Below are 21,970 nucleotides of genomic sequence, written 5' to 3'. Positions count from 1 at the left end.
GGCTGGCCCTTGCGCGGGTCTTGCCCCGGATGATAGACCCTGCGGCAACCTGAAAAACCGACCGGCCCGCAGGGGCCGCACAGACAAAGGCATGATCCGCATGGCGATGACCCAGACCAGCTTTGACCGCGACGACCTGCTTGCCTGCGCGCGCGGAGAGCTGTTCGGCCCCGGCAACGCCCAGCTGCCCGAGCCGCCGATGCTGATGATGGACCGCATCACCGAGGTGTCCGAGGACGGGGGCGAACATGGCAAGGGCCATATCGTCGCCGAATTCGACATCACCCCCGACCTGTGGTTCTTTGGCTGTCATTTCCCCGGCAACCCGATCATGCCGGGCTGTCTGGGCCTGGACGGGCTGTGGCAGCTGACCGGCTTTAACTTGGGCTGGCGCGGCTGGCAGGGGCGCGGCTATGCCCTGGGCGTCGGTGAGGTCAAGCTGACCGGCATGGTCCGCCCGGACCGCAAGATGCTGCGCTATACCGTCGATTTCACCAAGGCCATCCAGACCCGCCGCCTGACCATGGGCGTGGCCGACGGCCGCGTCGAGGCCGATGGCGAGGTGATCTATCAGGTCCGTGACATGAAAGTGGCCCTGTCGGCCAGCTGACCCCCATCCAGAAGGAGGCCCCCATGCGCCGCGTCGTCATCACCGGGCTTGGTATCGTATCCCCCATCGGCAACAATGCCGACGAAGTCACCGAAAGCCTGCGCACGGGCCGTTCGGGCATCGTCGCAGCCCCCGACTATGCCGAGCACGGGTTCCGCAGCCGCGTCCACGGCATGCCCCAGATCGTGCTGGAGGATCACATCGACAAGCGCGACCTGCGCTTCATGGGTCCGGGTGCGGCCTATAACTTCATCGCCATGGAACAGGCGATCAAGGATAGCGGCCTGGACGAGGGCGACGTGTCGAACCCGCGCACCGGCCTGATCATGGGATCGGGCGGGCCGTCCACGTCGAATTTCTTCCAGGCGCATCAGACGGTCATCGAAAAGGGCGCGCCCAAGCGCATGGGGCCGTTCATGGTGACGCGCTGCATGTCGTCGACAAATTCGGCCTGCCTGGCCACGCCCTTCAAGATCAAGGGCGTGAACTATTCCATCACATCGGCCTGCGCGACATCGGCACATTGCATCGGCAACGGCGTCGAGCAGATCCAGATGGGCAAGCAGGACATCGTCTTTGCCGGCGGCGGCGAGGAGCTGGACTGGACGCTGTCGTGCCTGTTTGACGCGATGGGCGCGATGTCGTCGAAATATAACGACACGCCCGAGACCGCGTCACGCCCCTATGACGCGACCCGCGACGGGTTCGTGATCGCGGGCGGCGGCGGCGTCGTCGTGCTGGAAGAGCTGTCCCACGCCCTGGCGCGCGGCGCCAAGATTTATGCCGAGGTCACCGGTTACGGCGCGACCAGCGACGGATACGACATGGTGGCCCCGTCCGGCGAGGGCGGCGAACGCGCGATGCGCGTCGCGCTGGAGACGCTGCCCGAGGGCCGCAAGATCAGCTATATCAATGCGCATGGCACCTCGACCCCCGTGGGCGATCTGGGCGAGATCAAGGCGATCCGCCGCATCTGGGGCGAGGGCTCGACCCCGCCGGTCAGTTCGACCAAGTCGCTGACGGGCCACTCTCTGGGCGCGACGGGCGTGCATGAGGCGATCTACAGCCTGCTAATGTTGCAGAATGACTTCATCGCCGCCTCCGCGAACGTGACCACACTGGACCCCGAGATTCAACCGGGCGAGATTGCCACCAGCCGCGTGGACAACGCAGGGTTGGATTCGGTCCTGTCGAACAGCTTCGGCTTTGGCGGCACCAATGCGACGCTGGTGATGTCGCGCTATCACGAATAAGGGCCGAAAACACATGGGCGATCTTCTGAAGGGCAAGCGCGGGCTTGTGATGGGGGTCGCCAATGAGCGGTCCATTGCCTGGGGCATCGCGCGCGCGATGGCCGACCAGGGGGCCGAGCTGGCCTTTTCCTATCAGGGCGAGGCCTTTGGCAAGCGGGTCGAACCGCTGGCCGCCTCGGTCGGGTCCGATTTCCTGGTCGATGTGGACGTGACCGACGACGCCTCGCTGGACGCGGCCTTTGGCGCGATCGCCGAGCGGTGGGGCCGGCTGGATTTCGTCATCCACGCGATCGCCTTCTCCAACAAGGACGAGCTGACCGGCCGGTTCATGAACACCAGCCGCGCCAATTTCGGCCGCAGCCTGGAGATCAGCTGCTATTCCCTGATCGAGGTGGCGCGGCGCGCCCATCCGCTGATGGCTGCCCAGGACGGATCGGGGGGCGGGTCGATCATCACCCTGACCTATGGCGGGTCGAACCGGGTCACGCCCTTATACAACGTCATGGGCGTCGCCAAGGCCGCGCTGGAGAGCAGCGTGCGCTATCTGGCCAACGATCTGGGCCCGGACAACATCCGCGTGAACGCGATCAGCCCCGGCCCGATGAAGACCCTGGCCGGCGCGGCCATCGGGGGGGCGCGCAAGACCTTTCGCCATACCGAGGCCAATGCGCCGTTGCGCGCCAATGCTACGCTGGATGCCATCGGCGGGACGGCGGTCTGGCTGACCTCCGACTGGGGGGCCTGCACCACCGGAGAGATCGTGATGGTCGATGGCGGCTATCACGTGCTGGGCATGCCGCAGAGCGAGAACCTCTGAGCGCCCGACCGTCGATGGCAGGGCCGGGGGCTTCGCGCCCCCGGACCCCCGCGGGATATTTTCATGAAGAAGAAGGCGCGGGGCCATGGCGGATTTTCGGGCGGATGACGGGGCGCGGATCGTGTTTTCCGATGAGGGGGCCGGGATGCCGGTCCTGTGCTTGGCTGGGCTGACGCGGGGGATTTCGGATTTCGACTATCTCGCGCCGCATCTGGATGGGGTGCGGCTGATCCGGATGGAGTATCGCGGGCGCGGCGCGTCCGATTACACCGGTGCTGCGACCTATACCGTTCCACGCGAGGCACGCGACGCGGTGGGGCTGCTGGACCATCTGGGGGTGGACCGGGCTGCGGTGCTGGGCACGTCGCGGGGCGGGCTGGTCGGGATGTTCCTGGCCGCGACCGCGCATGACCGCCTGCTGGGCCTGTGCCTGAACGATGTCGGCCCCGAGATCGAGCGCGCCGGGCTGGAGCGGATCTTTGATTATGTCGGGCGCAACCCGTCGGATGCGACCCATGCGGCGCTGGCGGCGCGGCTGCCCGCGCTGATGCCCGGCTTTGAGGATGTGCCCGAGGGGCGCTGGCTGGACGACGTGCGCCGCCATTACGACGAGACGCCGCAGGGGTTGCGCATCCGCTATGACCCGGCGCTGCGCGAGGCCTTCCTGGCTGCGTTTCAGGGCGATCCGGTGGATCTGTGGCCGCTGTGGCAGGCGACCGCGGGCCTGCCCGTGGCGTTGATCCGGGGGGCCAATTCGGACCTGCTGTCGCCCGCGGTCGCCGCGCGGATGCAGGCGATGCGCCCCGACCTGATCCTGGCCGAGGTGCCGGGCCGCGCGCATATTCCCTGGCTGGACGAGGCCCCTGCCCTGGCCGCGATCCGGGCCTGGCTGGCGGCCTGCGCGGCCTAGCCGCCGATCGCGCGCAGGATCAGGAACAGGCCCGCCGACAGGCCGGCCGCGGCAGGCACCGTCACCACCCAGGCCGCCGCGATGGTCAGCACATGCGAGCGGCGCACCAGCTTGCGGCGGCGGCGTTCCTCGGGGGCGGTGCGGGGCAGTTCGGGCATCGCGCCCTGGACCGCGCGGGCGCGCCGGGCCGCGTCCCATTCGCGAAAGAAGCCCACGCCGAAGATCGCGCCCACCGCGATATGGGTCGAGCTGACCGGCAGGCCCAGCCAGCTGGCCACGATCACCGTCAGCGCCGCCGACAGCGAGACGCAATAGGCGCGCATCGGGTTCAACTTGGTGATCTGGCTGCCGACCATGCGGATCAGTTTCGGCCCAAAGAGGAACAGCCCGAAGGACAGCCCGAAGGCGCCGATCAGCATGACCCAGAGGGGGATGGTGACCGCCTCGGACGCGCTGCCCGCGGACGAGGCCTGCACGATTGCGGCCAGGGGCCCGACCGCATTGGCCACGTCATTGGCGCCATGCGCAAAGGACAGCAGCGCCGCCGACACGACCAGCGGGATGCCGAACAGCACCTTGAGCGACTTATTGCGGTTCTCCAGCCCCTGCGACTGGCGGCGGATGACCGGGATCATCACCAGCCAGATGGCGGTCCCCAGCACCGCACCGATCAGCAGCGCCTGACCGAAGGACAGAGAGATCAGGCGCGACAGCCCCTTGAGCGCCAGATAGGCCGCAAAGGCGCCGCCCATGATGCCGATCAGCACCGGCACCCAGACCCGCGCCGCCGCGATCTTGTCATCGCGATAGATGATCCGCGCCTTGATGAACCACAGGAACGCCGCCGCGATCAGCCCGCCCAGCACCGGAGAGATCACCCAGCTGGCCGCGATCAGGCCCATCGTGGGCCAGTTCACCGCCGCGAAGCCCGCCGCCGCGATGCCTGCGCCCATGACGCCCCCCACCACCGAATGCGTGGTCGAGACCGGCGCACCGATCCAGGTCGCCAGGTTCACCCACAGCGCCGAGGCCAGCAGCGCGGCCATCATCGCCCAGACAAACACGCCCTCGGTCCCGATGGTCGCGGGGTCGATGATCCCGCGAGAGATGGTGCCGACCACGTCGCCGCCCGCGATCAACGCTCCGGCGGTCTCGAACACGGCGGCGATGACAATGGCGCCGCCCATGGTCAGCGCGTTGGCGCCCACGGCGGGGCCCATATTGTTGGCCACGTCATTCGCGCCGATGTTCAGCGCCATGTAGGCGCCGAAGATGGCCGCCACGACCACGATCATGCCGTTGTTGGCCTGGCCAAAGGCGATCATCGCCCCCAGCCCCGCCAGCAGCACGAAGACCAGCGCTATGCCCGGCGCGACCAGCGGCCGGGCGACCAGCGCGGTGGCCGATTCCAGGGTCGAGAACCGGCCCAGATCGCGGTCCAGGGTGTCGAGATGTCGGGCTTCCAGGTCGTTACGGGCCATGATGTCCTCTGGGTGGGGCGCAGCGGGGGCCTAGGGGGAATTGCCGCCATGTGCAACCCGGGGCCGCCGCCCCTGCCCCGGGGCATCGGCGGAAACCTGTCGGGACGGCGATGTAATCCTTTTCATGGGAAATGAAATCCATTACATCTGGTGCAACCCCCGGAGGAGCAGGGGCCACCAAGGAGGATATCATGACCATCGCAACACGCGCCCTGACGGGCGGCCTGACGCTGAGCGTGCTGACGCTGGCCGCACCCGCGGCCATGGCGCGCGAACCTGGCGATCTGCCCATCGCGGTGCAGATGTACACGCTGCGCGATCACGGCACGCTGGACGAACAGCTGGCCGCCGTTCAGGCCGCAGGCGTCACCGCCGTCGAGACCGTGGGCATGCAGGGCACCACCGCCGAGGATCTGTCGGCCAAGCTGGCGGAATACGGGATCGAGCCGATCTCGACCCATGCGCAGCTGGCCGATCTGCGTGCCGATGCGCAGGCGGTGATCGAGTTCAACAAGGCGATCGGCAATGACGTCATCACCGTGCCTTATCTGGCCGAGGAGGACCGTCCGACGGACGCCGCCGGCTGGACCGCCCTGGGCGAGGAACTGGCGGGCCTGAGCGCGACGCTGCGGGCCGAGGACATGGTGCTGGCCTATCACAACCACGATTTCGAGATGGTCGACTATGACGGCCGCACCGCGCTGGAGATCATGATGGAGGCCGCCGGCGATGACGTCATGGCTGAGCTGGACCTGGCCTGGGTCGCGCGCGGGGGCCTGGACCCAGTGGAGTATCTGGCCCGCTTTGACGACCGCATCTTTGCGATCCACGCCAAGGACAACGCCCCCGAGGGGGAGGCCCCTGACGAGCGTGGCTTCAAGGCCCTGGGCGAGGGCACGCTGGACTGGGCCGCGATCCTGCCCGCCGCCGAGGAGGCCGGGGCGCAGTGGTACATCATCGAGCATGACCAGCCCATCGACGCCGCCCAGGTCGTGATGACCGGCGCCACCTTCCTTGCCGAAAACCTGCCGGACAGCGCCACGCGCTGAACCTCCCTGCCGGACAGGTTGACTGGGGCCGCGATCCGTCGCGGCCCCTTTTTCATGCGGCGCGGCGGCCATGAAAAAGGCCCGCCCCGATCGCTCGGGACGGGCCATGCGGCGCGCGGGGCGCCTGTCACATCGGGCGGACCCAGATGTTGCGGAAGGCCACGTCCGCATCGTGATCCTGCAGCTGGATCGGCGCGCAATCATGCGCCTCGTAGGCGGGATAGCCGATCCATTCCGTCGCGCCCTGGATCTGGGCGTGGTTCTGGACCACGACGCCGTTATGCAGGACGGTGATGTGGGCCGGGCGGCGCAGCGCCCCGCCTTCGGCAAAGACCGGCGCCTGGAAGATGATGTCATAGCTTTGCCATTCCCCGGGCGCGCGCGACGCGTTCACCAGCGGCAGGTGCTGCTTGTAGATCGAGCCCGCCTGCCCGTTCGGGTAAGTCGGGTTCTCATGGCTGTCCAGCACCTGCACCTCGTATCGGCTCTGCAGGAAGATGCCGCTATTGCCGCGATCCTGGCCGTCATGGCTCTCGTCATTCGGCGGAGAGCGCCATTCGACATGCAGCTGGACGTCGCAGAAGCTGTCGGTGGTGCGGATGTCGCCGGTGCCGCGCCCGACGCGCATGGCGCCATCCTCGACCGTCCATTCGGCAGGCCCGCCATTGACGGATTCCCATCCGTCCAGGCCGGTGCCGTCGAACAGCACGATCGCGTCCGACGGCGGCTGGCCCTCGGGGGTCTGGACGGTTTCGGGCACCGGCTCCCAGACCTCGGTGACTTCGGACTGGGCGCGGCGCTCCTCGGGGGTGACGTCGGCGTCCTGCGCAAGGGCCGGGGCGGTCAGCGCCATCAGCGCGGCCAGGGTGGTCATCGTCTTCATCGGCTGTCCTTTCATTGGGAAACGGCCCCGGACGGTCCGGGGCCGCGCGGGGTCAGGTGGCCCAGGCCGGTTCGCCGTCGTAATCCAGATCGCCGATGTACTCGCCCGGCACCGGCTCATAGCGCAGGACCTGGGTGGCCCCGACCTCGGAGGTGAAGAAGCCGAACAGCACCAGCTGGTGGATCGCCGTGAAGGGATGGGGCTGCGGCGCGTCGGGGTCCACGATCTCATCCGCGGCGGTGTCGGCAGAGGGCTGGATGTCAAGCGACTGCTGGCGACGCTCCTCGGCATATTCGGCGACCACGGCGGCCTGGCGGTTGGCCTCGGTCGAGACCTCCTGCAGCAGGGCCTGGCGGTCCTCGGGGGACAGCGCCTCGAAGGTCGTGCCGTGGCGATCCTGGGCCAGATCGCGCAGCGCATCCATCCCCTCGCGGAAGGCCTGCTGCCCCTCAGCGTCGAAACAGTCGCTGACGAACACGGTCATGAAGGCGCCGACCCCGGCCTCCTTGGCGCCGGGTGTGTCGGTGGCGGGCAGGATCGTCTCGGCCACCTCGTCCAGGAAGGCGGCATCTTCGGGGGTGAAGATGTTGTCCCCCACCTCGGTCGGGTCATAGGCAAAGGCGCGGTTCGCACCGATCATGGCCGTGCCGGTGACGGCGGCGATCATCGTCAGCAGTTGGCGGCGGTTCATCACAGGTCTCCGTTCTTCAGGGCGGTGACGGCGTGGTCCGCCGCCCGCGCGGTCAGCGCCATATAAGTCAGCGAGGGGTTCACGCAGGACCCCGAGGTCATGCAGGCCCCGTCCGTCACATAGACGTTGGGCGCGTCCCAGACCTGGTTATGCGCGTTCAGCACCGAGGTTTCCGGGTCGCGGCCCATGCGCGCGGTGCCCATCTCGTGGATGCCCATGCCGGGGGCATAGTCGCTTTCGGTGGGTTTCACATCGACGACGCCGGCGGCCTCGAAGATGTCGACGGCGTCCTGCTTCATGTCCTCGCGCATGCGCATCTCGTTCTCGCGCAGCTCCACGCTGATCGACAGGACCGGCAGGCCCCATTTGTCGGTCGTTCCCCGGTCCAGCGCGATGAAGTTGTCGTGGTAGGGCAGCATCTCTCCGAACCCGGTCATGCCGATGGTCCAGTCGCCGGGCTTGGACAGCGCCTCCTTCATGTCGGCGCCGATGTTCAGCTCGGCGATGTCGCGCCGCCAGCCCTGACGGCTGGCCGAGCCCTGATAGCCGAAGCCGCGGGTATAGCCCCGCTCCTCTCCGTCGATGTTGCGGAACCGCGGCACATAGAAACCGGCGGGACGGCGGCCGAAATAGTATTTGTCGTCATAGCCTTCGACCCGGCCCTCGGCGCCGACGCGGAAATGGTGGTCCATGACGTTATGGCCCAGCTCGCCCGAGGACGAGCCCAAGCCCCCCTCCCAGACATCGGTGGCCGAGTTCATCAGCACCCAGGTCGAATTGAAGCTGGAGGCGTTCAGGAACACCACATCGGCGGTGTATTCATAGGTCAGGTTGGTCTCGGCATCGATGATCTCGACGCCGCGCGCGCGCTTGGTGTCCTTGTCGTACAGGACCTCCTTGACGATCGAGAACGGGCGCAGCGTCAGGTTGCCCGTGGCCATCGCGGCAGGCAGCGTCGCCGATTGCGTGCTGAAATAGGCGCCATAGGGGCAGCCCAGCCAGCATTTGTTGCGATACTGACAGGCGACGCGGTTCTGTTCGGGCAGCGCCTCGGTGATGTTGGCGACGCGGCTGTTGATCAGATAGCGCTTACCGCCGAACGCGTTGCGCAGGCGCGCGGCCACGTCCTTTTCGACGATGTTCAGCGGGATGGGGGGCAGGAACTGGCCGTCGGGCAGGATGTCCAGCCCCTCGGCCGTGCCGGCGATGCCCGCGAACCGCTCGACATGGTCGTACCAGGGCGCGATGTCGGCATAGCGGATCGGCCAGTCCACGGCCACGCCCTCGCGCTCGTTGGCGGTGAAGTCGGTTTCCGACAGGCGATAGGTCTGGCGGCCCCACAGCAGGCTGCGCCCGCCCACGTGATAGCCCCGGAACCAGTCAAAGCGTTTCGCCTCGGTATAGGGGTTCTCCTGCTCATTGGCCCACATGCCAAAGGTCTGCTCGTTCAGGGGATAGTCGCGCGACAGGACCGGATAGTTGTCCTTCATCTCGACCGTGGCGGTGCCGCGATGGGGATAATCCCAGGCCTCCTTGTCGGCGTTCACGTAATCGGACAGGTGTTCGATGTTGCGGCCGCGCTCCAGCATCAGGACCTTGAGGCCCCGCTCGGTCAGCTCCTTGGCGGCCCAGCCGCCGCTGATGCCCGATCCGACGACGATCGCGTCGTAGTGCATGTTGTCTGCCATCTGGCGTTCCTTTGTCTTGGGTAGGCTTGAGGCGGGTTCAAACGTCGCAGATCAGCACCGCATCGCGCAGCGATTGCGGACCGGTCTGCGGGTCGAGGGGGACGAATTCCTGCGCGATCCAGCCCCGATATCCGGTGTCGCGGATCGCGCGGCAGATCGCGGGATAGTTCAGCTCTTGGCTGTCATCGGGTTCGTTGCGTCCGGGATTGCCGGCGGTGTGGTAATGCCCGAACCATTGGTGGTGATCGGTGATCGTGCGGATCACGTCGCCCTCCATGATCTGCATGTGGTAGATGTCATAGAGCAGTTTAAAATTGGGGCTGTTCAGCCGCTCGCACAGCGCCACTCCCCATGCGCTGCGGTCGCAGAGATAGTCGGGATGGTTCACGCGGCTGTTCAGCAGCTCCATCTGCAGCACCGCCCCCGCATCGGCGGCGATGGGCAGGATCTGCGACAGGCCCTCGGCGCAATGGTCCAGACCCTCCGCGTCGGACATGCCGCGCCGGTTGCCGCTGAAGCAGATCAGGTTGGTATGGCCCGACTGCGCCACCAGCGCGATGTGGCGGGTATAGCTGTCGATCAGGGTCGCGTGGTTGGCGGGGTCGGCCCAGCCATCCTCCAGGCTGATCTCGGCCCCGTTGCACATGGAACTGGCCAGCCCGTGTTCGGCCAAGACCGGCCAGTCGTCCGGACCACACAGGTCGATGGCGCCCAGTCCCACCTGCCGCGCCAGCACGCACAGATCGTCCAGCGCCATGTCGCCAAAGGTCCAGCGCGCGACGGAATGGTTGATGTTGCCCTGCAGGCCCTGCGCCTGCTGCGCGGTGGCGGTGCCCAGGCCCAGGCCCCCCAGTCCGGCCACAGCGGCCAGACCGCCCGCGCCGTGGAACAACCCGCGCCGCGTCACGGCAGCCGGTATCCGGTCCGATAAATCGGTCATGCTCTCCTCCCTTTCATGTGGTGCCCCGGTCGCGGCCCGTCAGGGCCAAAGATGAAACCGTTTACATGTCGGGGCGGAACGACCCCTCCTCCGGGGTCGGATGCGGCGCGGGGGTGTCCCCGCGCCGCCGTGTCAGATTAGTACGGGCTGTCTTCGAAGTAGTAATCGGCGGCATTCTCGGGCGTGATCAGCTCGGACGCGATGATGAATTCGCCCGACAGCGGCGCACCCGAGGTCAGGCCCAGCACCGTCATCTCGATCGCGGTCGAGATCATCGCCGGCGGATAGGTCACGTTGACCGGCACGGTGGGGTCGTTGTTCTGGATGCGCTGGACCATCTCCTTCATGCCGGCGCCGCCGACGACGAACATGTCCTCGGTGCGGCCCGCCTGGTCGATGGCGGCCAGCGCGCCCACGGCCATGTCGTCATCGGCCGCCCAGACCGCGTCGATCTCGGGGAAGCGCGCCAGCCAGTCCTGCATCAGGTTGAAGGCCGTGTCGCGGTTCCAGTTGCCGTGATCCATGGCCAGCACCTCGATGCCCGAGCCTTCCAGCGCGGCCTCGAAACCCGCCACGCGCTCGTTATCCACGGTCGACGCGATGCCGCGCATGACGACGACCTTGGCGCCATCCTCCAGCGTGTCGGCGAAGTACTGGCCCGCGGTGCGGCCAAAGCTGTCGTTGTCGCCCGCGACATAGAGGTTCTCGATCCCCTCCTGGCTCAGGCCGCGGTCCACGACGGTGACCCAGACGCCGCTTTCGGCGATGCGCTGGATCGGGCCGGTCAGGGGCTCGGATTCAAAGGGCAGCACGACCAGCGCGTCGATGTTGCGGGTGGCGACCATGTCCTCCAGGTCGGACACCTGCTGACCGGGGTCCGAGGTCGTGGTTAGCACGAAGGTCATGTCGGGGTTCGCCTCCTGCAGGCGCGTGACGGTGCGGTCGGCGTGAAAGTTCAGCGCCCCCGCCCAGCCATGCGTCGCCGCCGGGATCGAGATCCCGACGGTCTGCGACAGCGCCGGAAAGGCGGTCAGGCTCAGCAAGGCGGTGGTGGCGATCAGGGTCGTCTTCATGGTGGTTACTCCTCCCACAGGTTAAAATCAGCGTGCCGCGCCGGTGTTTCGTTGCAGCACGACGGCAAGGATGATGACGACGCCCTGGATGGCACCGTTCAGATAGGGGCTGACGAAGTCGGTCAGGTTCAGCAGGTTGCCTATCAGCGACAGGATCAGCACGCCCACGACCGTGCCCCAGACGCGGCCGAAACCGCCCTTGAGCAGCGTGCCGCCGATGATGACCGCGGCGATGGCCTCCAGCTCCCACAAAAGGCCCGTCGTGGCCGATGCCGAACCCAGGCGCGGGACGTACATGACGACCGCGATGCCCACCAGCACGCCCAGCAGCACATAGGTCGCCAGCCGCACCCGCAGCACGGCCACCGACGAATAGCGCGCGACCTTTTCGTTCGATCCGATGGCGGCGCAGTGGCGGCCAAAGGCGGTGTGGCGCATGGTGATCTCGCCCAGGACCGCCAGCACGGCAAAGACGATGATCGGCCAGGCGATGCCCGCGACGCCGCTGTAATAGACGGGGCGGTACATCTCGCGCATCTCGAAGCCCAGGGACAGGGTGCCGCCATCGGCCAGCCAGGTGACCAGGCTGCGATAGATGCCCATGGTGCCCAGGGTCAGGATGAAGGCCTCGATCCCCGCCCGCGTGATCAGGATGCCGTTGATGAAACCGGCCGCCAGCCCCGTGGCCAGCGCGATGGCGATGCCCGCAAAGATCACCGGCAGGCCCGGCCCCATGCTTTCGGTCAGCATGTTCATGGACAGGATCATCAGCCCGGCCACGAAGGCTGCCATCGACCCCACCGACAGGTCCAGCCCGCCCGCGGTGATGACAAAGGTCATGCCGATCGCGATGATGCCGATGAAGGCCGATCGCGCCAGCACGTTGGTGATGTTGGCCCAGCTGAGGAAGTTCGGGTTCAGCGCCATGCCGATGCCGATCAGCACCAAGAGCGCCACCAGCGGCGCGATGACGGTCAGGTTGACGCGCGGGCGGCGGGTCAGGGTGTTCGTGGCCGTGGTCATGCGGCGTGGTCCTTTGATGATCCGTCCATTCCCATCGCCAGGCCCACGATGCCGCGTTCGGTCACCGCGTCGCCCGACAGCGCGCCGGCGATGCGGCCCGCATGCATGACGACCACGCGCGAGGCGAGGCCGATCAGTTCCGGCATCTCGGACGAGATGACGATGATGCTACGGCCCTCGGCCGCCAGCTGGGCGATCAGGGAATAGATCTGTTGTTTCGTGCCGATGTCGATGCCGCGCGTCGGCTCGTCGATGATGACGACCTGCGGGTCCGACAGCAGCGTCTTGGCCAGCAGCAGCTTCTGCTGGTTGCCGCCCGACAGATCGCCCACCGCCATGCCCCGGTCGGGGGCCTTGATCGCGAAATCGGCGATGGCGCGGTCCAGCGCCGCCTCCTCGCGCTTGCGGTCGATCAGGGGGCGCCCGAAGGTCTCCAGCAGCGGCAGGGTCAGGTTCTCGCGCAGGGTCTTTTCCAGCAGCAGGCCCGCGCCCTTGCGATCCTCGGTCAGATAGGCGAGGCCTGCGCGCATCGCCTGCGCCACCTGACCCGCGGGCAGCTCGGCCCCGTTCAGGCGCACGGTGCCTTGGCGCGGGCGCAGACCGGCGATGGCCTCGGCCAGTTCGGTGCGGCCCGATCCGACCAGCCCGCCGATGCCCAGAACCTCACCCTTGTGCAGCGTCAGGCTGGCATCGTGGACGATGCCCGGCACGGTGACGTTCTGCGCCACCAGGATCGGCTTGCCATGGGCGGTGATCTTGGGCGGGAACAGGTCAGACAATTCGCGCCCGACCATGGCGGTGGCCATGTCGTCCTCGGTGACGTCTGCGGTGCGGTCCGACCGCACCATCACCCCGTCGCGCAGCACGGTCACGCGGTCGGCGATGCGCTTGACCTCGCCCAGCTTGTGCGAGGTATAGAGGATCGCGACCCCCTCCTCGCGCAGACGCTCGATCTGGCGGAACAGGATCTCGGTTTCTTTCTCGGTCAGCACGGCGGTCGGCTCGTCCATGATCAGCACGCGCGCCTTGCGCGACAGGGCCTTGGCGATCTCGACCATCTGCTTGTCGGGCACCGAAATCCGGCTGACCTGCGCGCCCGGATCGGCCCGGCATTCCAGCCGCGACAGCAATTCCGCCGTGCGCACGCGCATCGCCTTGTGATCCAGCAGCAAGCCGCGTTTCAGCTCGCGGCCCAGAAACACGTTCTGGTCGATGGACAGATGCTCGGCCAGATTGAACTCCTGGTGGATCATGACGATCCCCAGATCCTCGGCCTGATCCGACCCGGTGAAGGTGATCGGCTTGCCCTCGAAGGTCACGCGGCCCCCCGTCGGGTCAAGATAGCCCGCCAGGATCTTCATCGTGGTCGACTTGCCCGCGCCGTTCTCTCCGATCAGGGCATGGACCTCTCCGGGATGGAGGGCGAAATCGACGCCGTGCAGCACCTCGATGGGACCAAAGGATTTGGTGACGCCCTCCAGCGCCAGAATGGCACCGCTCATGGCATCACCCTGACCCAGCCCGCATCGGCCTTGGCCGACCGGATGCAGGCGCCGATGAAATGCAGCCCCTCCAGCCCGTCCTCGATCCCCGGCAGGGTGTCGGGCATGGTGCCGCTGCGGATTGCGTCCGCAGCCTCGGAGTAGAGGTTCGCGAACCCCTCCAGATAGCCTTCAGGGTGGCCAGAGGGCACGCGGCTGCCCTCGGACAGGCTGCCCGGCCCGGCGCGGCGCAGGATCTGCGCGGGCTGGCCAAAGGGGGTGTATTGCAGCGTTTCGGGCGTGTCGTGCTGCCATTCCAGCCCGCCCTTGTCGCCATAGACGCGCAGGCGCAGCCCGTTTTCGCGCCCCGGCGCCACCTGCGAGGCCCACATCATCCCCCGCGCCCCCGACGGGTAACGCAGCAGGATATGCGCATTGTCGTCCAGCGCGCGGCCGGGGACAAAGCTGGTCAGGTCGGCGGCCAACATCTCAGGGCGCTGCCCGGTCACAAAGCGCGCCAGCTGGAACGCATGCGTGCCGATATCGCCGATGGCGCCGCCCGCGCCCGCCCGGGCCGGATCGGTGCGCCATGCGGCCTGCTTGCTGTCGCTGTCCTCGGTCAGCCAATCCTGCGCGTATTCGACCTGCACCAGCCGCAGGCGGCCCAAATCGCCACGGGCGATCATGGCGCGGGCCTGGCGGATCTGCGGATAGGCGGAGTAGTTATGCGTCAGGATGAACAGCGCGTCCGACGCCCGCGCCGCATCGGCCAGCTGGCGGGCCTGATCCAGCGTGGCGGTCATCGGCTTGTCGCAGATCACGTGGATGCCCTGGGCCAAAAAGGCCTGCGCCACCGGGAAATGCAGGTGGTTAGGGGTGCAGACGGACACGGCCTCGATCCCGTCGGGGCGGGCGGCCTCGTCGTGGGCCATCTGCGCGTAATCGGCATAGCTGCGCGCGATGCCCGCATCCCGCGCGCTGGTCGCCGCGCGTTCCGGGTCCGAGGACAGGGCCCCTGCGACCAGATCGAACCGGCCATCCAGCCGGGCGGCGATGCGGTGGACGTTGCCGATCATGGCACCCGCGCCACCGCCGACCATGCCAAGGCGGATGGGGCGGCTCATCGGTCCAGCCCCAGCATGCGGCGGTTGGCGGTCATGTCGGCCCCTCCATCTGCGAAATCGTCAAAGGCGCGGTCGGTGACGCGGATAATGTGATCGCGCACGAAGGCCGCGCCTTCGCGGGCGCCATCCTCGGGGTGCTTGAGCGCGCATTCCCACTCGACCACGGCCCATCCGTCAAAGCCCATCACCGCCAGCTTGGAGAAGATCGCCCCGAAATCGACCTGCCCGTCACCCAGGCTGCGGAACCGCCCCGCGCGCTGCGCCCAGGGCTGAAAGCCGCCATAGACGCCCTGACGCCCGGTCGGGTTGAATTCGGCATCCTTGACATGGACCATGCCGATGCGTTCGGCATAGATGTCCAGGTTCTCTATGTAATCAAGCTGCTGCAGCAGGTAATGTGACGGGTCGTACAGCATCCGGGCGCGCGGATGCTGGTCCACGCGGTCCAGGAACATCTCGAAGGTCACGCCGTCATGCAGGTCCTCTCCGGGATGGATCTCGAAGCAGATGTCGACGCCCTTATCCTCGGCATGATCCAGCAGAGGGCGCCAGCGGGCGGCCAGCTCGTCAAAGGCGGCCTCGACCAGACCGGCGGGGCGCTGCGGCCACGGATAGAGATAGGGCCAGGCCAACGCGCCCGAAAACGCCGCCATCCGGTCCAGCCCCAGATTGGCCGATGCGTCGATGGTCTTGCGGATCTGATCCACCGCCCAGGTCTGCCGCGCCGCCGGGTTGCCGCGCACCGCCTCAGGGGCGAACCCGTCAAAGGCCGCGTCATAGGCCGGATGCACCGCGACCAGCTGGCCCTGCAGATGGCCCGAAAGTTCGGTGATGGCCAGCCCGTTCGTCTGCCCCGCCAGATCGTCGCAATAGCCGGCCGAGGTCGCGGCCAGGTCCAGGTCGATCAGCGATGCCGCCCCTGACGGCACCTGCACCCCCAGATAGCCGCAATCGCGCGCCCATGCGGTGATCGCGGGCAGGCTGTCGAACGGCGCCGTGTCGCCCATGAACTGGGCCAGAAACAGGCCGGGGCCCTTGATGGTCTTCATGCATCCTCCCGGAACTTCCCCTCCGAAGCTCCCCCTGACCGATTCCGCGTCATGTAATCGGTTTCATGTGACGTTCTCACAGGATGAAAAGGTTTACAACACTGTTTTTTCCGCTAAGCCTGACCCACCCCATCAGAAAGTTTGTCGTGTCAGATCAACCCCGTCCGCCCCGCATCCACGATGTCGCCAAGCTGGCAGGCGTGTCGGTGGCGACCGTCAGCCGCGCCATCTCGAACCCGGCCATCGTGTCCGAGGCGACGCGCCAGGCGGTCGAGGCGGCGATCGCCCAGACCGGCTACACGCTGAACTTCACCGCGCGGAACCTGCGCCAGCAGCAGGTGGGCGGCGTGCTGGCGCTGGTGCCCAACCTGGCCAATCCGTTCTTTTCGCAGATCCTGTCGGGCATCTCTGAGGTGCTGCGGTCGCATCACCTCAGCCTGCTGGTGATGGACACGACGGCGGTGCCCGACCAGCCCGCAATGACGGTTCTGGGGCCCTATCTGACGCGGTCGCGATCGGACGGGGTGATCGTGCTGGACGGGCAGATGGACCCGCATCTGTTCGCGCGCGCGGGCTGCCCGCCGCTGGTGCAGGCCTGCGAATGGATCGAGGGGCTGTCTGCCCCCCGCGTGCTGGCCGACAATGTCGAGGGCGGGCGCCTGGCCGCGCGGCACCTGACCGATCTGGGCCACCGCCGCATCCTGCACCTGACCGGCCCCGAGGGCAGTTCGCTGACCACCTCGCGCCGCGAGGGGTTCCTGCGCGGTCTGGCCCAGGCCGGGCTGCCCGCGCCGGATGACAGCCACCGCATGACCGGGGATTTCACCGCCAGGTTCGGCCAGCAGGTCGCGGCGCATCTGCTGGCGATGCCAGACCGGCCCAGCGCGGTCTTTTGCGACAATGACGAGATGGCCATCGGCCTGATGCACGGCCTGATCGCGGCGGGCCTGAACGTGCCGCGCGACATCTCGGTCATGGGGTTCGACAATATCGAGATGGCGGCCTATTGCAGCCCCGGCCTGACCACGATCCGCCAGCACCGCGCCCGTCTGGGGCGGCGCGCGGCCGAACTGCTGCTGGCGCAGATGAAGGGGCAGACCGTCACCGATCACGTGACCCTGGGGGTTGATCTGGTCGTTCGCGGCAGCACGGGGCCGTGCGCCGAAACGTGATTTGCCCCCCGTTTGTTCGCCCGGTAAACTGCTGCCGCAGACGGGCGGCCCACCGCCCCGCCGGAACAGGATGACGATGCACCACGACTTGCCCGACGCGCTGCGTGACCAGATCACGCGGTCCCGGATCGCCCTGTCCCTGGCCACCACGCTGCCGGACATGCCGCTGTGCCTGGTGAACGAAGCATTCCTGACCCTGACCGGCTATGGCACCGATGACGCCTGCGGCCGCAACTGCCGGTTCCTGCAGGGGCCGGACACGCCGCCCGATCAGGTCCGCGCCATGTCCGATTTCCTGCGCAACGATGGGCAGGACGATGCCCGCTTTCCGGTGCTGAACCACACACGCGACGGGCGCACGTTCATCAACTTGGTATTCATGTCCAAGCTGCGCGGCAGCGACGGCGTGCTGCGCTATGTCCTCGCGTCGCAATTCGACGTGACGGCGGCGACGGCGGCGGGCACCCGCAACCGCGACGACGCCGCCCTGGGCCGCCACATGACCGACCTGCGCCGCGCCGCCGGAGAGTTCGGGCTGATCATGGCCGATTCCACCGACCTGATCGCACGGTCGATCAGCACGCTTGCAAGGATCACCGTGCGCGATGAATGACGCCTCGCCCAACCGCGCGACGACGCGCCATGATTTCGCCGTGGTCGGCATCGGCGCCTCGGCCGGGGGGTTGGAGGCACTGCACGACCTGCTGCGCGATGCCCGCCGCGAGGACCCCGCCGCCTATGTGGTGATCCAGCACCTGGACCCGACCCATGACAGCGTGCTGGCCGAGCTGCTGGACCGCCGCACGGCGCTGAGCGTGCAGCAGGCCACCGACGGCACCACGCTGCAGCCGGGGCATGTCTATACCATCCCGCCGGGGTCGCGGATGCTGATCAGCGACGGCCGCCTGCATCTGGCCGATTTCGACCAGCCGCGCGGGCTGCGCCGCCCGATCGACGATTTCTTCGAAAGCCTGGCCCATGACCGCGGTCATGCCTCGGCCTGCGTGATCCTGTCGGGGACCGGGGCGGACGGCACGTTGGGCCTGCGCGCGGTCAAGGAGCATGGCGGCATCTGCGTCATTCAGGAGCCGCGCACCGCCCGCTATGACGGAATGCCGCTGTCGGCGGAATCGACCGGGCTGGTCGATTACATCCTGCCCCCCGACCGCATCGTCCCCGCGATCCTGCAGTTCTTTCAGTCGGGCCGATCGACCCCGCCCGAGGACGTGATGCTGGCCGATGCGCGGCTGATCTGTCAGCACCTGCTGGACCGCTGCGGGCATGATTTTTCGGGCTACAAGATGTCGACGCTGATCCGCCGCATCCGCAGGCGGCTGCATGTGCTGAACATGACCAGCACCAAGGACTATCTGCGCCACCTCAAGCGCCATCCCGACGAATGCGAGGCGCTGCTGAACGAGTTCCTGATCAACGTCACGCGCTTTTTCCGCGACCCAGAGCTGTTCCAGACCCTGCGCGAGCAGGCCATCCGCCCGATGATCGCGGCCGCCGGAGGAGAAGAGCTGCGCGTCTGGTGCGCGGGATGCTCCTCGGGTGAGGAGGCCTACAGCCTGGCGATGCTGATCGACACCGAGATGCGGGCGGCGGGGCTGCGGCCGCGCTTTACCGTCTTCGCCAGCGACATCGACAAGCAGATGATCGAGATCGCCCGCGCGGGCACCTATCCGATCAGCGCCCTGGCCGACATCCCCGAGGAGATGCGCGCGTCCTATACCACCCATCGCGATGCGCTGATGCAGATCACGCCGCAGCTGCGCGACCGGGTGCGGTTCTCGCTGCATTCGGTGCTGCGCGATCCGCCGTTTGCGCGGGTGGACATGATTTCGTGCCGCAACCTGCTGATCTATCTGGACGAGGAACTGCAGGGCCGCATCCTGCCGCTGTTCCATTACGCGCTGCGTCCGGGTGGCTATCTGTTCCTGGGCCCGTCCGAGGGGGTGCGCCGGGAATCGGCCCATTTCACCGAGATGGACCGCCCCGCGCGGCTGTTCCAGCGCGACCAGACCGCGGCCCGCCTGCCGCTGGACCTGCCGTTTCTGCGCGCCGAGGGCGAACGCCCCCCCGCCGGTCCCGCCCGCGCGCCCGAGGGCGCCACCGCGCGCGATCACGCGATGGCCGCACAACGCCGGGTGCTGGACCGCTTTGCGCCCGCCTCGCTGCAGGTGTCCCGCGCGGGCGAGGTTCTGTGGACCGCGGGCAGGCTGGGCCGCTATCTGGCGGTCGATCCGACGGCGCGGCGCCCGGTCCTGGCCCCCGCCATCGTGCATCCCGGCCTGCGCGAGGCGGTGGCCGCCGCGCTGGATCAGGTGGTGACCGGCGGGCGCGCGGTGATCATGCGCAACCTGACCGCACGGTCGGACCTGGGGTCGCAGCCGGTCACGCTGTTCGCCGAACCCCTGCCCGACCGCAGCGTCCTGCTGGTGTTCCACGAGGCGGGCGAGCAGCTGGCCGCGGGCACCGAGGATGAGACGGACGAGCTGAGCCTGACGGAATCGCGGTCGGACCTGCTGGAGGAGCAGCTGCGCCTGACCCGGATCGAGCTGCACAGCGCCGTCGAGGAGCTGGAGACGGCCAATGAGGAGCTGAAAAGCTCCAACGAAGAAATGATGTCGATGAACGAGGAGCTGCAGTCCACGAATGAGGAACTGAGCACCGTCAACGACGAGCTGAAATCCAAGATCGACGATCTGACGGCGGCCAACAGCGACCTGCAGAACTTCTTTCTGGCGACCAAGATCCCGCTGCTGGTGGTGGATCGCGACGTGCGGGTGCGCAATTTCACCGCCGCCGCGCAGCAGATCTTTCCGCTGCGCCGGTCGGATCACGGGCGCCCGCTGGCGGATGTGTCCAACGTCTTTGCCAGTGAGGTCCTGCTGCACATGGCCTCCGAGGTCGCCCGGCAGGGCGAGGCGCAGACCACAGAACTGCCCGAGGCCACCGGCCATCGCGTCTGGCGCATCGACGCCAAACCCTATCGCGGCCCCGAGGGGCATCTGGACGGCGCCATGCTGGTCTTCGAGGACGTGACCGACCTGCGCGACCTGCGCATCGAGGTCGAGCGTCAGGAGGAACGGCTCAAGGCCGTGCGGTCGCTGGCGCGCATTGCGGTCTGGGACTATGACGCGCGCGCCCAGGTGCTGACCATCGACGACAGTTCGGACCTGCTGGGGCTGGGGCAGACCGCGCAGCTGCCGATCTCGGCCTTTGCGGCGATGATCGCGGCGCCCGACCGCGAGGGGCTGCTGGCCGATCTGGCGGCCTGCGCGGCGGGCCAGGGCTTTCGGCGGGTGCTGACGCCCGCATCCGACGCGCGCTCTGGCGTGCGGCTGGAGACGGCGGGCGCGCGGTTCGGCACGGATGACGGCGACTGCCGGGTGCTGGGTGTGATGCTGGACGTGACCGCCGCGCAATCGGCCGCCACCCTGCGCGAGGCGGTGATTTCCGAGATGGACCACCGGGTCAAGAACCTGTTCACCCAGATCTCGGCCATGCTGCGGATGGCGGGCCGCGAGACCGACGACGCCCAGACCGTCGTCCACGAGGTCGGCACCCGCATCAATGCGCTGGCCGCGTCCCACGGGCTGACCACGGCCAAGGGCACCCGGTCGCAGGTCGGCCTGCAGGATCTGGTCGACACCACGCTGGCCCCCTATCGCGGCGCGCGGGTGACCATCGGCGGCGGTGATCTGACCATCGCGGCCAAGCGGGTCGTGCCGATGTCGCTGATCCTGCACGAACTGGCGACGAACGCGTTCAAATACGGCGTGCTGGGCCCCGTGGACGGCACGCTGGAGGTCAGCTGGCACAGCGACGACAGCGGCACCGTGCTGGACTGGACCGAACGCTATGACGCGCCCAACGCCACCGATCCGGACCGCGCGGACCCTGATGCGGGGTTCGGGTCGGTCCTGCTGGAGGGCGCCACCGCCCAGATCGGCGGCATGCTTGAGGTCACGGCCGACGCCGACAGCCGCCGCACGCGCCTGACATTCTAGCGCCGCTCAGACCAGCAGGTGCCCCACCTGCCGCATCTGGCGGACGATCATCGGGGGGATGTCGCTGACCGACATCGCGTCATCGGCGGCCCAGTGGCGCACGGCATGCGAAAGCGCATGGGTCGCCAGTTCGGCGATCAGCATCGCCTCGGGCTGGCGGTCGGGGCCAAGGCGCGTATGCAGCAGCCCACCTAACGTCAGGGCGATATTGTCCATCGAATTGCGGAACACCGCCATCAGCTCGGGCGTAGTGTCCCAGACCTTTTCGATCATGCGGACGATCTCGCGGTCGATCTCCTTCGCCTCCAGCATGCGGCCCAGCAGACAGGCCAGATCGTCAACCAGCGGCCCGGTCGAGGTCACGATCCATTCCGCCGCACAACTGTCCAGCTGGGGGGGCATGCCCAGAACCGCCGCCTGCTTGTTCGGATAATAGTTGAAGAAGGTCCGGGTGCTGATCCCGGCCTCGGCGGCGATGGAATCGGTCGTGACGCAGGCATAGCCGTGCCGCAGGCTAAGCCGCAGCGCCGCCAGCTGGATATCGCGGGCGGTCTGCAGGCGGCGGCGGTCGCGAAGGTTGATGGTCATTTTCGTGGCAGTCTCCCCATGCAGCATCCATGCAGTTAAAGCAAATATTGCATAGTCCGCAAAATCATGCAATCAGCGCCCGACAGTGACGCACCGTCGAGTGCACTTCCAGGACGATTACA

Annotated in this window: 19 protein-coding genes; 8 read left to right on the top strand and 11 right to left on the bottom strand. The window is 67.6% G+C overall.

Translation table 11 applies throughout. The features are described 5' to 3' along the window. Positions 1-100 precede the first annotated feature (100 nt). From fabA to ABS73_RS04160, 4 genes are all read left to right on the top strand, one after another. On the top strand, positions 101-610 hold the full coding sequence (gene fabA / locus ABS73_RS04175; RefSeq protein WP_277018788.1) for a bifunctional 3-hydroxydecanoyl-ACP dehydratase/trans-2-decenoyl-ACP isomerase: 510 nt from the start codon (positions 101-103) through the stop codon (positions 608-610). A 23-nt stretch (positions 611-633) separates the two neighbouring features. After that, on the top strand, positions 634-1,863 hold the full coding sequence (fabB, locus tag ABS73_RS04170; protein WP_277018790.1) for a beta-ketoacyl-ACP synthase I: 1,230 nt from the start codon (positions 634-636) through the stop codon (positions 1,861-1,863). A gap of 13 nt (positions 1,864-1,876) precedes the next feature. After that, positions 1,877-2,680 carry an enoyl-ACP reductase FabI gene (locus ABS73_RS04165; RefSeq protein WP_277018792.1) on the top strand — a complete coding sequence of 268 codons (804 nt, stop codon included), beginning with the start codon at positions 1,877-1,879 and terminating at the stop codon, positions 2,678-2,680. Positions 2,681-2,765: 85 nt separating this feature from the next. Next, on the top strand, positions 2,766-3,590 hold the full coding sequence (locus ABS73_RS04160) for an alpha/beta fold hydrolase (RefSeq protein WP_277018794.1): 825 nt from the start codon (positions 2,766-2,768) through the stop codon (positions 3,588-3,590). Here ABS73_RS04160 and ABS73_RS04155 read toward each other — a convergent pair. Continuing rightward, positions 3,587-5,071 (bottom strand): inorganic phosphate transporter, encoded by a 1,485-nt coding sequence (locus tag ABS73_RS04155; protein WP_277018796.1) that lies wholly within the window; start codon positions 5,069-5,071, stop codon positions 3,587-3,589. The genes ABS73_RS04160 and ABS73_RS04155 overlap by 4 nt on opposite strands. Positions 5,072-5,262: 191 nt before the next feature. Here ABS73_RS04155 and ABS73_RS04150 point away from each other — a divergent pair, with 191 nt between their 5' ends. Beyond that, entirely contained in the window at positions 5,263-6,120 is an 858-nt protein-coding gene (locus ABS73_RS04150) for a sugar phosphate isomerase/epimerase family protein (RefSeq protein WP_277018799.1), read from the top strand. Between the two features lie 127 nt (positions 6,121-6,247). Here ABS73_RS04150 and ABS73_RS04145 read toward each other — a convergent pair whose 3' ends face one another. From ABS73_RS04145 to ABS73_RS04105, 9 genes are all read right to left on the bottom strand, one after another. After that, entirely contained in the window at positions 6,248-7,003 is a 756-nt protein-coding gene (locus tag ABS73_RS04145) for a 3-keto-disaccharide hydrolase (protein WP_277018802.1), read from the bottom strand. Between the two features lie 52 nt (positions 7,004-7,055). Continuing rightward, positions 7,056-7,694, bottom strand: coding sequence for a gluconate 2-dehydrogenase subunit 3 family protein (locus ABS73_RS04140; RefSeq protein WP_277018804.1), 639 nt, complete (start codon positions 7,692-7,694; stop codon positions 7,056-7,058). After that, entirely contained in the window at positions 7,694-9,382 is a 1,689-nt protein-coding gene (locus tag ABS73_RS04135; protein WP_277018806.1) for a GMC oxidoreductase, read from the bottom strand. The genes ABS73_RS04140 and ABS73_RS04135 overlap by 1 nt, the downstream gene beginning before the upstream one ends. Before the next feature lie 37 nt (positions 9,383-9,419). Further along, positions 9,420-10,322, bottom strand: a complete 903-nt coding sequence (locus ABS73_RS04130; RefSeq protein ID WP_277018809.1) for a hydroxypyruvate isomerase family protein — start codon at positions 10,320-10,322, stop codon at positions 9,420-9,422. A 137-nt stretch (positions 10,323-10,459) separates the two neighbouring features. Then, complete coding sequence (locus ABS73_RS04125) at positions 10,460-11,395, bottom strand: ABC transporter substrate-binding protein (protein WP_136856678.1); 936 nt, start codon at positions 11,393-11,395, stop codon at positions 10,460-10,462. A gap of 27 nt (positions 11,396-11,422) precedes the next feature. Continuing rightward, complete coding sequence (locus ABS73_RS04120; protein ID WP_277018814.1) at positions 11,423-12,418, bottom strand: ABC transporter permease; 996 nt, start codon at positions 12,416-12,418, stop codon at positions 11,423-11,425. Next, positions 12,415-13,920 carry a sugar ABC transporter ATP-binding protein gene (locus tag ABS73_RS04115; protein WP_277018817.1) on the bottom strand — a complete coding sequence of 502 codons (1,506 nt, stop codon included), beginning with the start codon at positions 13,918-13,920 and terminating at the stop codon, positions 12,415-12,417. The genes ABS73_RS04120 and ABS73_RS04115 overlap by 4 nt, the downstream gene beginning before the upstream one ends. Then, positions 13,917-15,023 (bottom strand): Gfo/Idh/MocA family protein, encoded by a 1,107-nt coding sequence (locus ABS73_RS04110; RefSeq protein WP_277018819.1) that lies wholly within the window; start codon positions 15,021-15,023, stop codon positions 13,917-13,919. The genes ABS73_RS04115 and ABS73_RS04110 overlap by 4 nt, the downstream gene beginning before the upstream one ends. Then, positions 15,020-16,072, bottom strand: a complete 1,053-nt coding sequence (locus ABS73_RS04105; RefSeq protein ID WP_277018821.1) for a sugar phosphate isomerase/epimerase family protein — start codon at positions 16,070-16,072, stop codon at positions 15,020-15,022. The genes ABS73_RS04110 and ABS73_RS04105 overlap by 4 nt, the downstream gene beginning before the upstream one ends. Before the next feature lie 146 nt (positions 16,073-16,218). Here ABS73_RS04105 and ABS73_RS04100 point away from each other — a divergent pair, with 146 nt between their 5' ends. The 3 genes from ABS73_RS04100 to ABS73_RS04090 all read left to right on the top strand — a co-directional run bounded on the left by ABS73_RS04100 (position 16,219) and on the right by ABS73_RS04090 (position 21,260). Beyond that, entirely contained in the window at positions 16,219-17,244 is a 1,026-nt protein-coding gene (locus ABS73_RS04100) for a LacI family DNA-binding transcriptional regulator (protein WP_277018824.1), read from the top strand. Positions 17,245-17,320: 76 nt separating this feature from the next. Further along, a complete protein-coding gene (locus tag ABS73_RS04095; protein WP_277018826.1) occupies positions 17,321-17,857 on the top strand; it encodes a PAS domain-containing protein in 537 nt (178 codons plus the stop codon). After that, positions 17,850-21,260, top strand: a complete 3,411-nt coding sequence (locus tag ABS73_RS04090; protein WP_277018829.1) for a CheR family methyltransferase — start codon at positions 17,850-17,852, stop codon at positions 21,258-21,260. The genes ABS73_RS04095 and ABS73_RS04090 overlap by 8 nt, the downstream gene beginning before the upstream one ends. 6 nt (positions 21,261-21,266) lie before the next feature. Here ABS73_RS04090 and ABS73_RS04085 read toward each other — a convergent pair whose 3' ends face one another. Then, on the bottom strand, positions 21,267-21,848 hold the full coding sequence (locus tag ABS73_RS04085; RefSeq protein WP_277018831.1) for a TetR/AcrR family transcriptional regulator: 582 nt from the start codon (positions 21,846-21,848) through the stop codon (positions 21,267-21,269). Positions 21,849-21,970: the final 122 nt, after the last annotated feature.

Source organism: Paracoccus sp. SCN 68-21 (genome assembly GCF_001724535.1).
Taxonomy (GTDB): Bacteria; Pseudomonadota; Alphaproteobacteria; order Rhodobacterales; family Rhodobacteraceae; genus Paracoccus; species Paracoccus hibiscisoli.
Note: the sequence above shows the minus strand (reverse complement) of the source record. Positions and strands in the feature narration are given on the sequence as shown.

Bases quoted from the DNA above. Each gene is read 5' to 3' on its own strand.
- ABS73_RS04095 (WP_277018826.1), top strand. From the start codon at position 17,321: ATGCACCACGACTTGCCCGACGCGCTGCGTGACCAGATCACGCGGTCC.
- ABS73_RS04135 (WP_277018806.1), bottom strand. From the start codon at position 9,382: ATGGCAGACAACATGCACTACGACGCGATCGTCGTCGGATCGGGCATC.
- ABS73_RS04155 (WP_277018796.1), bottom strand. From the start codon at position 5,071: ATGGCCCGTAACGACCTGGAAGCCCGACATCTCGACACCCTGGACCGC.
- fabA (WP_277018788.1), top strand. From the start codon at position 101: ATGGCGATGACCCAGACCAGCTTTGACCGCGACGACCTGCTTGCCTGC.
- fabB (WP_277018790.1), top strand. From the start codon at position 634: ATGCGCCGCGTCGTCATCACCGGGCTTGGTATCGTATCCCCCATCGGC.
- ABS73_RS04085 (WP_277018831.1), bottom strand. From the start codon at position 21,848: ATGACCATCAACCTTCGCGACCGCCGCCGCCTGCAGACCGCCCGCGAT.
- ABS73_RS04130 (WP_277018809.1), bottom strand. From the start codon at position 10,322: ATGACCGATTTATCGGACCGGATACCGGCTGCCGTGACGCGGCGCGGG.
- ABS73_RS04110 (WP_277018819.1), bottom strand. From the start codon at position 15,023: ATGAGCCGCCCCATCCGCCTTGGCATGGTCGGCGGTGGCGCGGGTGCC.
- ABS73_RS04115 (WP_277018817.1), bottom strand. From the start codon at position 13,920: ATGAGCGGTGCCATTCTGGCGCTGGAGGGCGTCACCAAATCCTTTGGT.
- ABS73_RS04150 (WP_277018799.1), top strand. From the start codon at position 5,263: ATGACCATCGCAACACGCGCCCTGACGGGCGGCCTGACGCTGAGCGTG.
- ABS73_RS04145 (WP_277018802.1), bottom strand. From the start codon at position 7,003: ATGAAGACGATGACCACCCTGGCCGCGCTGATGGCGCTGACCGCCCCG.
- ABS73_RS04105 (WP_277018821.1), bottom strand. From the start codon at position 16,072: ATGAAGACCATCAAGGGCCCCGGCCTGTTTCTGGCCCAGTTCATGGGC.
- ABS73_RS04140 (WP_277018804.1), bottom strand. From the start codon at position 7,694: ATGAACCGCCGCCAACTGCTGACGATGATCGCCGCCGTCACCGGCACG.
- ABS73_RS04165 (WP_277018792.1), top strand. From the start codon at position 1,877: ATGGGCGATCTTCTGAAGGGCAAGCGCGGGCTTGTGATGGGGGTCGCC.
- ABS73_RS04090 (WP_277018829.1), top strand. From the start codon at position 17,850: ATGAATGACGCCTCGCCCAACCGCGCGACGACGCGCCATGATTTCGCC.
- ABS73_RS04160 (WP_277018794.1), top strand. From the start codon at position 2,766: ATGGCGGATTTTCGGGCGGATGACGGGGCGCGGATCGTGTTTTCCGAT.
- ABS73_RS04120 (WP_277018814.1), bottom strand. From the start codon at position 12,418: ATGACCACGGCCACGAACACCCTGACCCGCCGCCCGCGCGTCAACCTG.
- ABS73_RS04125 (WP_136856678.1), bottom strand. From the start codon at position 11,395: ATGAAGACGACCCTGATCGCCACCACCGCCTTGCTGAGCCTGACCGCC.